At 62.3% G+C, this 15,554-nt stretch carries 15 protein-coding genes; 4 read left to right on the forward strand and 11 right to left on the reverse strand.

The window, feature by feature from the left end:
- Positions 1-63: 63 nt before the first annotated feature.
- The 10 genes from ACN50D_RS12190 to ACN50D_RS12235 form a co-directional block, all read right to left on the reverse strand.
- On the reverse strand, positions 64-1,125 hold the full coding sequence (locus ACN50D_RS12190; protein ID WP_211922039.1) for an NAD(P)-dependent alcohol dehydrogenase: 1,062 nt from the start codon (positions 1,123-1,125) through the stop codon (positions 64-66).
- The gene (locus tag ACN50D_RS12195; RefSeq protein WP_081559443.1) at positions 1,125-1,913 is read right to left on the reverse strand and encodes an SDR family NAD(P)-dependent oxidoreductase; all 789 of its coding nucleotides are present in this window, start codon (positions 1,911-1,913) and stop codon (positions 1,125-1,127) included. Before ACN50D_RS12195 ends, ACN50D_RS12190 begins: the two co-directional genes overlap by 1 nt.
- A gap of 31 nt (positions 1,914-1,944) precedes the next feature.
- A complete protein-coding gene (locus tag ACN50D_RS12200) occupies positions 1,945-2,703 on the reverse strand; it encodes an SDR family NAD(P)-dependent oxidoreductase (protein WP_081559445.1) in 759 nt (252 codons plus the stop codon).
- Complete coding sequence (locus ACN50D_RS12205; RefSeq protein WP_211922040.1) at positions 2,700-3,902, reverse strand: acyl-CoA dehydrogenase family protein; 1,203 nt, start codon at positions 3,900-3,902, stop codon at positions 2,700-2,702. Before ACN50D_RS12205 ends, ACN50D_RS12200 begins: the two co-directional genes overlap by 4 nt.
- 56 nt (positions 3,903-3,958) lie before the next feature.
- Positions 3,959-4,918: a phosphotransferase family protein gene (locus ACN50D_RS12210; protein WP_211922041.1), complete on the reverse strand. Its 960-nt coding sequence runs from the start codon at positions 4,916-4,918 to the stop codon at positions 3,959-3,961.
- Positions 4,915-6,108, reverse strand: a complete 1,194-nt coding sequence (locus ACN50D_RS12215; RefSeq protein ID WP_212633805.1) for an acyl-CoA dehydrogenase family protein — start codon at positions 6,106-6,108, stop codon at positions 4,915-4,917. The genes ACN50D_RS12210 and ACN50D_RS12215 overlap by 4 nt, the downstream gene beginning before the upstream one ends.
- A gap of 43 nt (positions 6,109-6,151) precedes the next feature.
- Positions 6,152-7,303: a thiolase family protein gene (locus ACN50D_RS12220; protein WP_211922042.1), complete on the reverse strand. Its 1,152-nt coding sequence runs from the start codon at positions 7,301-7,303 to the stop codon at positions 6,152-6,154.
- Positions 7,300-7,677 carry a Zn-ribbon domain-containing OB-fold protein gene (locus ACN50D_RS12225; RefSeq protein WP_045064295.1) on the reverse strand — a complete coding sequence of 126 codons (378 nt, stop codon included), beginning with the start codon at positions 7,675-7,677 and terminating at the stop codon, positions 7,300-7,302. Before ACN50D_RS12225 ends, ACN50D_RS12220 begins: the two co-directional genes overlap by 4 nt.
- A gap of 32 nt (positions 7,678-7,709) precedes the next feature.
- Positions 7,710-8,498, reverse strand: coding sequence for an enoyl-CoA hydratase/isomerase family protein (locus ACN50D_RS12230; RefSeq protein ID WP_212633806.1), 789 nt, complete (start codon positions 8,496-8,498; stop codon positions 7,710-7,712).
- 100 nt (positions 8,499-8,598) lie between these two features.
- Positions 8,599-9,738 carry an acyl-CoA dehydrogenase family protein gene (locus ACN50D_RS12235; RefSeq protein ID WP_211922043.1) on the reverse strand — a complete coding sequence of 380 codons (1,140 nt, stop codon included), beginning with the start codon at positions 9,736-9,738 and terminating at the stop codon, positions 8,599-8,601.
- A gap of 95 nt (positions 9,739-9,833) precedes the next feature.
- On the opposite strand from ACN50D_RS12235, the gene ACN50D_RS12240 reads away from it, so the two are divergent.
- From ACN50D_RS12240 to ACN50D_RS12255, 4 genes are all read left to right on the forward strand, one after another.
- Complete coding sequence (locus ACN50D_RS12240) at positions 9,834-10,214, forward strand: nuclear transport factor 2 family protein (protein WP_211922044.1); 381 nt, start codon at positions 9,834-9,836, stop codon at positions 10,212-10,214.
- Positions 10,214-10,588 carry a hypothetical protein gene (locus ACN50D_RS12245; RefSeq protein ID WP_081559459.1) on the forward strand — a complete coding sequence of 125 codons (375 nt, stop codon included), beginning with the start codon at positions 10,214-10,216 and terminating at the stop codon, positions 10,586-10,588. The genes ACN50D_RS12240 and ACN50D_RS12245 overlap by 1 nt, the downstream gene beginning before the upstream one ends.
- 189 nt (positions 10,589-10,777) lie before the next feature.
- A complete protein-coding gene (locus ACN50D_RS12250) occupies positions 10,778-11,989 on the forward strand; it encodes an acetyl-CoA C-acetyltransferase (RefSeq protein ID WP_212633639.1) in 1,212 nt (403 codons plus the stop codon).
- A 56-nt stretch (positions 11,990-12,045) separates the two neighbouring features.
- Complete coding sequence (locus ACN50D_RS12255) at positions 12,046-14,223, forward strand: 3-hydroxyacyl-CoA dehydrogenase NAD-binding domain-containing protein (RefSeq protein ID WP_212633640.1); 2,178 nt, start codon at positions 12,046-12,048, stop codon at positions 14,221-14,223.
- 55 nt (positions 14,224-14,278) lie between these two features.
- Here the strand turns inward: ACN50D_RS12255 and ACN50D_RS12260 are convergent, their stop codons facing one another.
- Positions 14,279-15,319, reverse strand: a complete 1,041-nt coding sequence (locus tag ACN50D_RS12260) for an ABC transporter substrate-binding protein (RefSeq protein WP_212633641.1) — start codon at positions 15,317-15,319, stop codon at positions 14,279-14,281.
- Positions 15,320-15,554: the final 235 nt, after the last annotated feature.

The raw sequence follows: 15,554 nt of genomic DNA on the forward strand, positions 1-15,554 counted from the left end.
TGTGCCAGCAACTTCACTGCGGCGTCCCTCTTCCGTCTTCGAGTTCGATTGTGTGTTGGATGGTTACAGCGATGAAGGGGCTGCGGGCACCAGTACGGCGCGGCCGGACAGATCGCCTGAACGCAGGCGATCGTAGGCCTCCAGCGCGCTGTCGAACGGGAACGTGGTCACCTCGGCATGCAGCTTTCCTGCACTGGCGAGTTCGACCACCTGACGCAGGTCCTCGATGGTGCCCCAGAACGGCGCCCGAACTTGCCAGCCGTTGACCAAACCCAAGCTCTTGCCGACGGTCAGTTGCCCGCCCGCACTTCCCACGACGACAACTCGGCCGCCGGGAGCGAGAAGCTCCGGAGCGGGTTCGACCGTCGCCTGAGCCCCGACAAAGTCGAAGACCACGTCGGCACCGCCGAGGCTCGCCACAGCCTCTGTCGCTTCCGCGAGCGTCGCAAAACACGCGTGTGCTCCCGATTCGAGCGCGAGAGCGTGTGTCTGCGTTCTTGTCTCGACGGCGATGATGTCTGTGACGCCGAAAGAGCGCAGGATCTGCACCGCCAGATGGCCGAGACCGCCGATTCCTATCACCAAAGCCACAGTGTCCGAGTCGATGAGGTCGCTGTTGGTCCGGATCGCATGATATGCGGTCAGGCCGGCGTCGGCGAGCGGAGCGGCCTGCTGGGGGCTCAGCGAACCGACGCGAACGAGAACAGCTTCCGAGGGCACCAGCAGGTATTCCGCCAGCCCGCCCGGATGGCCCAACCCGTTTCCGATCGGACTGAGTCGGCCGTCCCCACGCGGAACTTTCTCCAAGCAGTAGTTCTCGCGCTCGCGCCGGCAATTGCGGCACCGGCCACATGGCCAAACACCATGAATGACAACATTTTCACCGATCCACGCGTGATCGGCCAGCGGCCCCGCGCCGACGACGGTACCGGCAACCTCATGACCGAGTGTGAGAGGCAACGGGTAATCGAAACGTCCGGCGGGCGAATCCATGACGTGCAGATCCGAGCGGCACAGACCAGCGGCGCCGACTTTGATCAACAGTTGTCCCTCAGCGGGCTCGGGTACGGGGACCTCACGCACCTGCGGAGGCTGACCCCACGCCGTCAGCTGGACTGCCAACATCAGCGCGCCGTCCAACCACCGTCGACAACCAGCGCCTGGCCGGTCATGTACGAGGAGGCATCCGAGGCCAGGAACAGCACTGCGCCGTTTATCTCACCTTCGACCCCGCCGCGGCCGAGCATGGTGTTCTTACGCACCCACCCCGCCGATTTGTCATTGCTGAACAGTCCGTCGGTCATCTCCGTATCGAACCACCCAGGCACGACGGAGTTCACGCGGATCCCCCTGCGTCCCCACTGACCGGCCAATTCCCGGGTCAAGCCGAGTGCTCCGGCCTTGGAGGCCGCATAGCTCGCGCCGCCGATCGGGGCCGTGGACACCAGCCCGATCACCGAGGAGATGTTGATGTACGACGCGCGTTCGTTCTCCGGAAGTCGGGTCGAGGCGTACGTCGCCAGGTGAAAGCCTGATACCAGATTGAGCTCGAGTACCGAATTGAATCCCGCGATGGTTTCGTCCTCGGCGTTCGGAGGTCCGGGAATGCCGGCATTGTTGACGAGTACGTCCAGACGTCCGAACTGTTCGTAACACCCGTCGATCAGGGCGCGCCGATCGGCGTCGTCAGTGATGTCGCAACGAACCGGAACGATCCCCGGTACCTCGGCTGCCAAGTCCTGCAAGCGGTCGAGCCGGCGGGCCGCGGCGTACACCGTGGCCCCGGCACTGGCCAGTGTGCGCGCAAACCCCATTCCGAGACCAGACGACGCACCCGTCACGATCGCTACCCGCCCGGCCAGCCCGAACATCTCGGTCAGCATCTGTCCACCCTCGAATCCGTTGTCTGTCATGGCTTTACTGCGATACCAGGACATCGCAGCGTCAGTACACGGCGGTTCGGCCGCCGTCGACCGGGATGAGCGCGCCGGTCGTGTAGCCGGCCGCATCCGAGGCCAGGTGCGTTACCAGACCGGCGATCTCCTCCGGCCGGCCCAGTCGCCCGGCAGGCAGACGGTCCACGATCTTTCCGATGAACTCGTCGTCCCAGTTCTCGGCCATGTCGGTAGCGAAACCACCCGGCATCACACAGTTGACCCGCACCGTCGGCGCGTACTCTTGCGCAAACGCCCGGGTGAGCGCATTGAGGCCGTTCTTGGCCGCGGCGTACATCGCTTCCGGAGGGCTCGGGCGCTCCGCTCCGATACTGGAGATGTTGATGATCGAGCCGCCGCCGGCCGCCCGCATCCGGTCTCCCGCGACGGCCATCAGCCGGAAAGGTCCCTTGACGTTCACCTCGATAGTTTTGTCCCACAGTCCTTCCGAGGCGGCGAGCAAGTTGTCGGCCAGCGGTGCGATGCCGGCATTGTTGATAACGATGTCGAGGCTGCCGAATTCGGCAATGATCTTCTCGACCGCGGGCTCGATACTGTCCCAGTGCCCCACGTGCAGGGCGAACGGGTGAGCGGTTCCCGGACCGGTGTCACCGAGCGACGCCACCGCTTCGCGGCAGGATTCGAGCTTTCGACTGGAGACGATCACGGTCGCGCCCGCGTCCCGGAGTCCGCGCGCGATGGCCAGTCCCAAACCGCGGCTCGCGCCGGTCACGAGTGCGACCTTACCGGTCAATTCTGGTGTACTCATTTGTGCTTCTTCACCTCGAGGCGGGCAATGGTGCGCAGATGGACCTCGCTGGGTCCGTCTGCAATCTGCAGGGCGCGGGTAATCGCATACAGCCGAGCCAGGATCGTGTCATTGCTGACTCCGGCGGCGCCGTAAGTCTGCACCGCGCGGTCGACAACCTTGTGCGCAACTTCCATTGCTGCCACCTTGATAGCGGCCACTTCCGAGCGCGCAGACGCGCTGCCCTGGGTATCCATCAACCAAGCCGACTTGAGTACGAGCAACCTGATTTGGTCGATCTCGATGCGGCTGCGGGCAATCCATTCACGCACTACGCCGCGGTCGGCAAGGGGGCCTCCGAACGCTTCCCTTTCGAGCGCGCGCTTACACATCATGTCCAGTGCCCGTTCTGCCATACCGACGGCGCGCATCGCGTAGTGCATCCGGCCGGGGCCCAGGCGTCCCTGTGCGATGGCAAATCCGTCGCCCTCGGTGCCGAGCATGTTTGCAGCCGGTACCCGAACATCGGTGAATTGAACTTCGCCGTGGCCGAGGCGGTCTTGGAAGCCGAACATCGGCAGATCCCGAATGACCTCAACGCCGGGCGCGTCGGCCGGTACCAGGATCATGCTCTGCTGTCGGTAGGTCGGGCCTTCGGGATCCGACTTGCCCATGAAGATCATGAGCTTGCAGTCAGGATCGAGGATGCCGGAGGTGTACCACTTACGGCCGTTGAGCACGTATTCGTCACCATCACGTTGGATAGTCGATCGAATGTTTGTCGCATCCGAACTTGCCACGGCCGGTTCGGTCATCGCAAAAGCCGAACGAATACTGCAGTCCAGCAACGGCTTCAACCACTGCGTCTTCTGTTCGTCGGTGCCGAACATGGCGAGGATCTCCATGTTTCCGGTATCGGGAGCCGAGCAGTTGATCGCCTCGTTACCGATGATGGAGCGGCCGACGATCTCAGCCAGCGGAGCGTATTCGAGATTGGTGAGCCCGGCACCGAGTCCGTCGTGCGTCATGAACAGATTCCACAGACCCAATTCGCGTGCCTTCGCCTGCAGATCGCGCATGATCTGGGGCTGTTCGTGCGGGTCGTCGTTCGCAGCGACCTGGGCGTCGTACACCGATTCCGCCGGATAGACGTAATCGGCCATGAAAGATTCGAGCTTGCCGAGCAGCTCCTCGGTCCGCGGGGAATAGGCGAAATCCACGGTAGGTCTCCTTAGGTGATTATCAAGCGACGCAAAAGACCAGCGGCCTGGAAGAACTAGGGACGCAGGAGAGCGGTACCGGTCTCGATCAACCGGTTGATGGTGTCGGGCAGCTTCTCCTGATCCGGATCATGATGGCGACCCTCGCGGTGCCGACGCAGGTTGTGGCCCATGATCGCCGCCATCTTCAACCGGCCGAGTGCGTCGAACCAGTTGAGTTCGGGGAGTGCGGGACCCGCTCCGGTGTACAGCGCGACCAACTCTTCGGCGCTCGGCAGTCCGGTGACTTCCCGACCGACACCGGGGAAGTTCGAACCGTCGGCGAATACCAGGAACCAGCCCAATTCGACTCGGGGATCTCCGGTCGACCAGATTTCCCAGTCGATGAGTGCAACTGGCTCCAGTCCATCGGAGATGATGTTGCCGAGACGGTAATCACCGTGCACCAGTGTGGGTTCGATAGGTTCGGGAATGTCGGAGCGCAACAGTTCCAACAGACGATCGGCGCCGACAACCAATTCCGGTGGCACTGCGCCCAGCGTCTTGGCCCAGCGCTCGAGCTCGTCTGCCGGTGTCAGGGGATCTGCGAGCCCTGCAATGGTGGCCAGGTCCACCTCATGCAGTCGCGGTAGGACTGCAGCGGCACGACGCATTCGATTGGCAGCGAGCACCGGATCGACGGCCGGGTCGTCGAGCACGGGCTCGAGTGACTCGCCTGCAACAAATTCCATGGCAAACCACGCGGGCTCGATCTCGTCGACGACAACTACGCGCGGCACCGGAACTTCGGTGCCGGCCAGCGCCTGCAGAATATGCGCCTGTCGCAGCATGTCGTGCCTGCCGATGGATCGCTGGCCTTCCGGCACCGCCTTGATCACCACGTCACCGGTCGAGGTGGTGGCGCGGTACGTCAGTCCGGAGTGTCCACCGAGTAGCGGCTGGAAGTCGGTTAACGTCGCGCCGCAGTCCGCCAGTAGTTTGGCGGCGACCCGTTCTTGCAGAGACGAACTGGTCACGGTCGCGGCTCCCTTGGTAGACCGAGCACGCGCTCGGAGATGATGTTGTGCTGAATCTCGTCGGTGCCGCCCGCAATTCGGTATCCGGGGGCGCCGAGTGCGTGTTCGGACCACGCGAACGTTCCCCATCGACCGGAATCGGCGGTAAGTTCACGGCCGAGCAGCAAACGGGCAACTTCGGACGTTCTGGCCATGGTGTCGGTAGCCAACAACTTTCCGAGTGAGGCTTCAGGACCCGGCTCGTTGCCGGCAAGCATCGCCCCGGCCACCCGCATATTGCTCACGCGCTGTAGATAGCTCCTGGCGACCAGGTCGGCCACCTTGTCCTTCTCGATCTCGGTCAGCTCGCGTCCGAGGTTCTGTGCGAGGGCAATTGCCTGATCTGCGTTGGCCAGACCGAGATTTCCGCCGTCCAGACGTTCGGCCGCCAGCACGGTGAGAGCAACCTGCCAACCCTTGCCGACCGGACCGAGTCGATACGTGTCTTCGAGTTCGACGCCGTCGAGGTACACCTCGTTGAACGAGCTGCCGCCGGTCATCTGCCGGATCGGGCGTATGGTCACGCCAGGTGCGTTCATCGGGACCAGGAACATGGTGAGCCCGGCATGTTTCGCAACGGTGGCGTCGGTACGGCACACCGCAACTCCGTAGTCCGCCACCAGCGCGCCGGAGGTCCATACCTTGTGCCCGTCGAGAGTCCACGTGCCGGCTTCGCTGCGCAGCGCCTTGGTGCGGACGGCAGCCAGGTCCGATCCGGCCTCGGTCTCGGAGAACAGTTGGCAGGCAATGATGTCCGTGCGAAGCATCGCGCGCACGTAGCGCTCCTTCTGCTCGTCGGTGCCCCACTGCTCGATGGTCGGCGCGATCAATTGCTGTGTCACCGAAAACATCTCGGTCCGCCGCGGCACGTCGAACGATTCCTCGGCCCGGCGGAAAGCCAACACGTATGACAGCGGCAGGCTGCGACCGCCGCGTTCGGGCGGCCAACTCAGTGCTCCCCAGCCGGCATCGAATTTCGCCTGCTCGTAGCGCGAGATTTCGTCGGTGTGCTCACGTTCTTGCTCGGCGGTCCAATTCTCGAATACCGCCACCGAATCCGAACCAACGCCCCACACCGATTCGGTGCGAGGTGCGGCGACGCCACGCAACCAGGCGATGGCTTCCTCGGTGAACGCGTCGAGACCTGGAATCGTTTGTGGTGTCACTGATCTGCCCTCAGTCGTCTTCGCAAACTCATACGGACAATACGGTGCAGGCACTGATGCCTGGTGCGCCGTATACGTGGGTGAACCCGATCCGGGGAGTACCGGGAACCTGACGGGCACCCGCCTCACCACGAAGTTGGATGACTATCTCGTGCACCTGCCGCAGGCCCGATGCGCCGATCGGCTCACCGTTGGCGATGCATCCACCGTCGGTGTTGATCGGAATGCGGCCGCCAATCTCTGTCTCGCCGGCCGCAATCATCGATTCCTGTTCGCCGGGTTCACAGAAGCCGCACTCGGCCATGTGCATAATTTCGGCACCGCTCTCGGTGTCCTGCAGCTGAGCCACGTCGACTTCGCCGGGGGAGATGCCTGCCTGCTCGAAGGCTGCCCGCGCGGCGTCCGCACTGACACTGGTCGGTTCACCGTTACCTTGCACGGCCGGGCTGAAAACCTCGAAGGAGCCGAACCTTCGGGTGCGATGGGTGATTGCCCGAAGTGTGACCGCTCGCGCGGCGAGCGCTTTGGTTGCTCTCTCGCTGGCAACCACGATCGCGGCGGCGCCTTCTCCAGGTGAGCAGAACATGTAACGGGTGAGCGGGTCGTTGACCATGTCGGCTGTCGCGATGGTCTCGGCGGACATCGCCTCCCGGCGCCAGGCGTTCGGATTGAGAACGCCGTTTCGATAAGCCTTCTCGGCCACGCGGGCCAGGGTGTCGGCCGAAATGTTGTGCTGGCGCATATAGCGCGAGATCTTGGCTCCGAAGAATTGTGTGGTGACCATCAGACCGGCCTCGCCGTATCCGTCCGGCAGGCCCCATTCTTCCGGTCGGGGATCGAATGCCCCGCGTGGGTGCTTGTCGAAGCCGACCGCCAGTGCGATCTCGGCTGCACCCGAGCGAACTGCATTGACTGCCGAGAAGAGTGCGCTACCGCCGGTTGCGCAACCGTTCTTGACGTTGGTGAAAGGTATTCCGGTGAAACCGAGTTCGGCCACCAAGGTGTCGGCCAGCCCGGATCCGTCACTGCCGCCGAAGGCGACCTGGACGTCGGGCCATGAAAGTCCGGCATCATCGAGCGCGGCGCCGATCGCGGTGACGGCCATGGCACGCCCACTCACTCCCGGTTGGCGGCCGAACTTCGAAAGTCCGGCTCCGACGATCGAAATAGGCTGCGTCACTTGGTTGCTCCTTGCTTCGCGTCACGATCGACGGCGAACCGGGGCACCGGTGAGGTGGCGACCAACGTCACCGGTGCCTGATCCAGTCCGTCGAAGTCTTCACAGTCGATGATTGCTTCGACCTTGATTCCTTCAGGGAGTTCGATGTAACCGACCGCGAAAGGAGTGAACCCTCCGGCGGGCGGTACATACGGCGGCGATTTCGGAGGAAAACGTTGAATCGTATACGCCCACAGCACACCTCGGGTACTCAAATCGAGAGGTGCTGCCGTTGGCGTTGCGCACTTGCTGCACATGACGCCGGCCGGAAAGGCCACGGTGGCGCACACCGTGCACCGGCTGCCTTCGAGCACGATTGCTGTCTTCTCTGCCATGCCTATCCCTTCAGGTCTCGGGGTGAATCAGATCAGCGGCCGACCCACACCGGATTACGCTTCTCGAGGAATGCGGTGACGCCTTCCTTGCCGTCCTCCGACTGCAGTGCGTTGCCGACGGCCAAGTGCTCCATGACCATGAGCGACTGGATGTCGGCGTCGAGGCCCTTGTCGATGCACATCTTGGTGAGCTTCATCATGAACGGGCTCTTGTCGGTCAGGGTCGCGGCGAAGTCTGCCACGGTCTGATCGAGCTGATCGGCCGGTGCCGAAGCATTGATCAGGTCGAATGCAGCGGCCTCGGTGCCCGAGAGGAGCTTGCCGGTGAGCATGAGCTCCTTGGTCTTACGGACCCCGATCATGCGGGGAAGGCGGTAGATCGGGCCGGCGCCACCGAAGAGTGCACGACGGATGTGGAAGTCGCCGATCTTGGCGTCATCCGATGCGATCGCGAAGTCGCACGAAATCATCAGTTCGAAACCACCTGCGGTGACATAGCCTTCGAGGACTGCGATCGAGGGTGTGTTCATCGAGTAGAGACGGTCGCAGACCTTGGCCGAAAGCACGGCGACGTCCATCGCTGTGGTACTGCCGATGAAGTCGGAGAGCAGCTCGTCCAGGTCGAAACCTGAGCAGAACGTGTTGTTGACGCCACGTAGCACCAGAACCTTGAGGTTCGGATCGTTGTCGACCTCGACAATGATCTCGTCGAGGCGGTGCAGCAGTTCAACGGTGACCGCGTTCTTCTTGTGCGGGCGGTTGAGCCAAACCCGTGCGATGTCTCCGTCTTTCTCCAACAGGATGTGGTCGGTCTCGATCATCATGAGCCTTTCGTGTGGATATAAATTGAACTGGATTCACTTCAGTATGCAGATCGGGTGACGCCGCGTCAATACGCGGCGTCGACGACTTTTCGAACAGTCAAACGCCGATCAGTTCGGCGATTCGTGCGCGATGAGTGCGCGAATCGCCCTGTACTGCTTCGTTTCCCAATGCGCGGCGGAAATAGGAGTGTGCCGGGTGTTCCCACGTGAAGCCGACGCCGCCATGCAATTGCACGGCCTCGGCCGCGGCGTCTATGGCCGCGTCGGCGCAGACGGCGCCGGCCACCGCGATCGCCAATCGGGCAGTGTCCGGGGCCTCGTCATATACGGCTGCGGCATATCTGCTTGCCGATCGAGCGCGCTCGAGCAGCACGAGTACGTCGGCCAGTCGGTGCTTGACGGCTTGAAACGAGCCGATCGGGCGCCCGAATTGGTGTCGGGTTTTCACGTATTCGACGGTCATCTCGAGCAGGGCGTCGACAAGTCCGGTGTTCTCGAAAGCGATTGCGAGCGTCCGTAAATCATGAATCCGAGTACAGACCCGGGCATAATCGTCGGCACCGACCACGGGAACTGCCGGCACTTCCGCTACGGTCAGGTCGGCCTGTCTGCGGGTGGGGTCGACGACTTCACGCTCGCGCCAGTGCACCTGACCGGCCGTCTTGATTGCGAATATCTGCCGTCCGGCGGCAGTGTCAGCGGAGACGATGACGATGTCGGCAGCAGCACCACCTACGACGGCCGAGACCTCTCCGCTGAGCAGCCAGGAGGATTCACTTTCGATACCGCTGAGTCGATCGGTCGCGGCAGTCAGTGGACTGACGCTTGTCACCGAGGATCCATCGAGGGTGTCGACCAGCAGTTCGTCGACGGGATATGTGGCCGCCAATAGTGCTTGGACGCCCAGGGTTGCCGAGGAAAGCACGGGCTCACAGGCCAGGCTCCGTCCGCACTCTTCGAGAATGATGCCGAGTTCGACCATGCCGTAACCCAGCCCGCCGCGATCTTCTGGTGCAGCGAGTGAAGTGACCGACATATTCGCGATCAATTGCTGCCAGAGGTCCGGCGAGTATCCCTCGGCCGTGTGCGAAGCCGACCGAGCCTGCTCTACGCCGCCGTGTTTCCCGAGTAGCGATCGAATCGCATCGCGAAGCTCCAATTGTTCGGGGCCGGGATTGAGGGCCGCGGGCTCGGAGAGTGGCCAGGGGGGCTCTATCGGGGAAGTAGACGATTTCATATCACTCCACTTGACTTGAGTTCAGTTTGGTTATGAATCGAGAGTAGCGCCTCAGGGCCTCGACAAGAAGGGATGAACCGAACTAAGTTCATCTCATGAGCTCAGTGATCGAAACCTATTACGCGACCGTCGACAGTGGTCGACTCGAAGATGCTGTGGCCTTGTTGGCCGAGAACGTGGAGTTCGCCATGGTTTTGCCCACCGGGGCTAACTACGGGAGTGGTCGTGCGTCGATGCTCGACTACCTGTCGGGTCGCCCTCCGGTAGATCGCAAACACAAGGTCCTGCGCGTCGCAGCCGATGGAGATCTGCACTTCCTGCACGGGTCGGTGACTGAGAACGGGACCAAGACCACAGGCTATTTCGTCGGTGTCATGCACGTCGATGCCTCCGGTTTTGTCGATCGCTATCAGGTGACCTTCGATGCAGAGTTCAGTTTGATTCCCTCCGATTCGTCCGCCGAAGGAGTTCGCTGATGAGCGAGACAAACCAGACGCCCGTGCTCACCCAGTGGTTCGAGTACATGGATTCCGACGATCCGGAGCGCGTGCTGACGATGATCAGCAAAGACTTCGTCATGTCCGTTCAGTTCTCGAAGGGCGATGGTCAGTCTGCCGAGTTCGTCGGCGATCGCAACGGTCTCGTCGCGTACCTGGCGCAACGCGAGAAGAGCGTTCTGATCCACCACGTCGACGCCGGGGCATTCGTCGACGGCGTCGAGTTGTCACTCGGCCGCACCACCCGAGGCGGCGAGTTCGAGGCTTCGTTCAACGCCACCGCGCAGCTCGACAGCGAGGGCAAGGTGCGGCGCCTACTGATCGCCCGCACCCCCGAACTGTCCTTCTCCTGATTCCAGCTCCATCCAGGCCGACCTCGGGTACCGCGCAGCCTTCCCGCGCTACCCGGGGACGCCGTATATCTCCCGCGATCTCGCACTCCTTCGCGATCTCTATCGCAGGCGCGCGCCGCCACTGCGGCAGGCGGCCCTCCCTCTCGTCCGGCCGAAACAACTGAGCCGTCATGACCAAAAGGAATCCCTGTGAGTGAACAAGCATTTATCTACGAGGCCATTCGCACGCCGAGAGGCAAACTGCGAAAAGGCTCGTTGAACAGCGTCAAGCCCGTCGACCTTGTAGTCGGGCTGATTCAGGAACTCGGAACACGTTTTACCGCAATGGATCCCGCAGAAATCGACGACGTAGTGCTCGGCGTCGTCTCCCCGGTGGGCGAGCAGGGTGCCGTCATCGCGCGCACCGCGGCCCTGCTCGCGGGATTGCCGGATTCGGTGCCAGGCACGCAGGTCAACCGTTTCTGTGCGTCCGGTCTCGAGGCCACAAACCTGGCGGCGCAGAAAGTTGCGTCCGGCTGGGACGACCTGGTGATCGCCGGCGGCGTCGAGTCGATGTCGCGCGTCCCGATGGGTAGCGACGGCGGCGCCATCTTCACCGACCCGGCGACCGCATATGATCTGTACATCGCCCCGCAGGGAATCGGCGCCGACCTCATCGCCACGGTCGAAGGATTCACCCGCGAGGACATCGACGGTTACGCCGCACAGTCACAGCGGCGCGCGGAAAATGCTTGGAGTGCAGGCTATTTCTCCAAATCCGTGGTTCCGGTGCGGGACTTCAACGGGGTCGTCCTGCTCGATCACGACGAGCATCGCCGTCCGGGAAGCACCGTCGAGAGTCTGGGCAAGCTCACACCGGCGTTCGAAAAACTCGCGGCTACAACCGGTTTCGACGAGGTTGCGCTGCAGAAGTACGTCAACATAGAAAAGATTAACCACATCCATACCGGCGGTAACTCTTCGGGCATCGTCGACGGTGCCGCACTGGTACTCGTCGGCAGCGAAGCCGCGGGTAAGCGCGGCGGCCTGACGCCGCGCGGCCGCGTCGTGGCCACCGCCCAAACCGGTAGTGAACCGACGATCATGCTGACCGGACCTACTTCCGCCACCGAACTCGCTCTGAAGCGGGCCGGACTGACCGTGGACGACATCGACGTCTTCGAACTCAACGAGGCCTTTGCCTCCGTGGTCATGAAGTGGATGCAGGATCTGAAGATCCCGCACGAGAAGACCAACGTCAACGGCGGGGCCATCGCGATGGGCCACCCACTCGGCGCTACCGGAGCCATGCTGGTCGGCACCGTGCTCGACGAACTCGAACGTACCGGCGGACGCTACGGCCTGATCACGCTGTGCATCGGCGGCGGCATGGGTATAGCCACCGTCATCGAACGCGTCTGAGTTTGCACCCCCGATCCGCTCCTGCCTCTGTTGAAGAGAAAGAACATACAGAATCAATGACTGACAACATGATCGGCTGGGCGCTCGATACTGATGGCGTCCTCGTGCTCACGATGGACGACCCGAATCAGGGCGCCAACACGATGAACGCCCTGTACACGTCGTCAATGGCCGCGACAGTCGACCGACTCGAAGCCGAGAAGGACAGTTTCGTCGGCGTCGTGCTCACCTCGGCAAAGCGAACATTCTTTGCCGGTGGTGACCTCAGGGACATGCAGGCTTGGGGACCGCAGGCGAAGAACCCGGTTTCTGCCACCGCGGTCACCACCCACCTCAACGAACTCAAGAAGGTGCTGCGGCGACTCGAGGTGCTGGGCAAGCCCGTAGTGTCCGCCATCAACGGCGCCGCGCTCGGTGGCGGGATGGAAATCGTGCTGCACACCCACCACCGCATCGCGGCCGACGTCAAGGGCAACCAACTCGGCTTACCCGAGGTCACCCTGGGTCTGTTGCCCGGCGGCGGCGGAATCTCCCGTGTCGTACGGCTGCTCGGCATCCAGGGGGCGCTGGCAAACGTGCTGCTGCAGGGCCCGCGTTTGAGCCCGACACGCGCGCTGGAGTTGGGCCTGATCGACCAGGTCGTTGGTTCGGTGGCGGAATTGCTACCGGCGGCCAAGGCTTGGATTCACGACCACGCCGATGCCATACAGCCTTGGGACACCAGGGGATTCAAGATTCCCGGCGGCGGGCCGGCTGACGTGAAGATGGCCCAGGTCCTACCGGTTATCCCGAGTCTCCTCCGTAAGCAACTCAAGGGTGCACCGATGCCGGCGCCACGCGCGATCATGGCTGCCGCGATCGAAGGCGCGTACGTCGACATCGACACTGCCGACGAGATCGAGACCCGCTACTTCGTCTCGTTGGTGACCGGCCAAGTGGCCCAGAACATGATCAACGCCTTCTTCTTCGACCTGCAGGCGATCAACGGTGGAGCGTCAAGGCCTGAAGGCTACGACAAGTTCACCGCAAAGAAGGTGGGCGTCATCGGAGCCGGAATGATGGGTGCAGCAATCGCGTACGTCTCCGCCCAAGCCGGAATCGACGTGGTACTCAAGGACATCTCGCTCGACGCTGCGGCGAAAGGCAAGCAGTACGCGGTAGCGCTGGAGGCCAAAGCGCTCGCCCGCGGCAAGACCACGGCGGAGAAGTCCGAACAACTCCTCGCCCGAATCACACCGACCACCTATGCCGCCGATTTCGCGGGCGTCGACCTGGTAATCGAAGCCGCATTCGAATCGGTCGAAGTCAAACACCAGGTATTCCAAGAAATCGAGAACATCGTCGAACCCGACGCGGTGCTCGGCTCCAACACCTCCACCCTGCCGATCACCATCCTGGCCGAAGGTGTCGCGCGCTCGGAAGACTTCATCGGAATCCACTTTTTCTCCCCGGTGGACAAGATGCCCCTGGTCGAGATCATCAAAGGCCCCAAGACGTCGGATGCTGTGTTGGCCAAGGTCATCGACTACACCCAGCAGATCCGCAAGACCCCCATTGTGGTCAATGACAGTCGTGGCTTCTTCACCTCGCGCGTCATCGGCAAGTTCCTCGACGAGGCGATGGCCGCCGTCGGCGAGGGCGTAAACCCTACGTTCATCGAGCAAGCAGGCGCACAGGCCGGATACCCGGCACCGCCACTGCAGCTCATGGACGAACTGACACTCACACTGCCGCAGAAGATCCGCAAGGAAACCGAGCGGGCACTGCTCGCCGCAGGCGAGACCGTTCCATTCCACGGTTCCAACGCCGTCATGGATCGGATGGTCGGTGAACTCGAGCGCACCGGACGATCCGGCGGCGGCGGTTTCTACTCGTACGACGAGAGCGGCAAGCGCGTCGGCATCTGGCCAGGTCTGCGTGAAGCGTTCAAGTCCGGGTCCAGGGAAATTCCGTTCGAGGACATGAAGGAACGAATGCTGTTCGCTGAAGCGCTCGAGACCGTGCGCTGCTTCGACGAAGGTGTGCTGGTATCGGTCGCGGACGCTAACATCGGCTCGATCTTCGGTATCGGCTTTCCAGCCTGGACCGGCGGCGTGATCCAGTACATCAACCAGTACGACGGCGGGCTGCCAGGTTTCGTCGACCGCGCCCGAGATCTGGCGTCGAAGTACGGCAGTCATTTCCAACCACCGCAGTCGTTGGTCGAGAAGGCCGAGGTGGGTGAAAAGTACTGAAGTAGTAAAGCACTGAGGTGGCCCGCCTCGATTCGAGGCGGGCCAGATCGCACCACTAACGTTGAAAGCTCCGCTCCCATTTTTCTTGGAACTTGCCGGTCAGCTCGGGAGTGAGCGCAGCGGTGTCCGGTAGAGGGATATCCTGCGCATGTCCGACCGAACCCGAGATGTCCGGCAGAGCACTACCGTATCCGTACGAGAGTGCCTTCTGCCCTGCTTCTGTGACCATGAAGTTGGCCAGTACCTGCGCGGCATTCGGATGCGGCGCGGACGCAAGTACCAAGGAATACCACGGCGTTCCCCAAGCCGGCTCCGGCAGTACCCAGTCCACCGGGGCACCTGTCGCCATCTCCCTCACCAGCGGCTGCACCATCGGGGTTGCGGCAATCTCACCCGAGCTCAATGCTTGGGCGATACCCAGCGAACTCGGGTAGATCCGAGGATTCAGGGCCGCCAGCTTTTCGTTGAAATCGCCGTTGCCCCAATTTTTTTCGAAGAACTGGTACTCGTCGACCACGGCCGCGAATCCGCCGGGGTTCACGACCCCAACCTTCCCCTTCAGTGCTGGGTCGAGCAGGTCGTCCGGTGATCGAAGCCCCTGGGGCAGAGCGTCGGTGTTCCAGCCGAGCGCGAATATCGCCGCGCTGGTCAGAAAGAACCGGTCGTCGATCACACTTCGGTCGCGCTCGTACGCCGGATCGTCGAAGGCTGGACCCACAATCGGGGTGGAGAAGGCGCCGGAGGCGGCAGCATTTTTGATCCAGGACGGATCCGACGACATGTGAACGTCGCCTACGCCCTTGCCTGTTCGATTCTCCGTCTCGATCCGAGGGTTCATCTCGACATCCGTCCCTCGGGTGACTTCCAGGGTGATCTGCGGGTACTGCGCCGTGAACGCAATTCGCAGTGCCTCCAGATTCGCGGGATGTTGGGTCGAGTAAAGGCGCACGGAACCTTCGGCATTGGCTGCAGCGACGATGTCGTCCCAGTTGCCGGAAACCGTGCTTGTCGGAGTGTCGTTACTGCCACACGCTGCTGCCATGATCAGCGTGGCGACCGCAGTCACCGCTATGGCCGACCGAGGGAGAATCTTCATGAACATGCCCTTCTGGCGCGAGTTTGTTGCCCGTGGTCCTCATCGAGCTTCAGGGTGAATCTCGAAAAATGTTAGAGAGTAAGCGAATTCAGATTCCGCCGATAAATAACCTGAATTCGGTTTAGCTTGCGACGGCAGCATATAGTCATGTGGCTCGGGTCACAACAGGGATGATCGCAGGGCTGTTCCGCGCCGGTTCGATCAGCTAAACTGAATTCAATACAGGAAAGTATGG

This window comes from Rhodococcus sp. SB1D (assembly GCF_048573875.1).
Taxonomy (GTDB): domain Bacteria; phylum Actinomycetota; class Actinomycetes; order Mycobacteriales; family Mycobacteriaceae; genus Rhodococcus_F; species Rhodococcus_F qingshengii.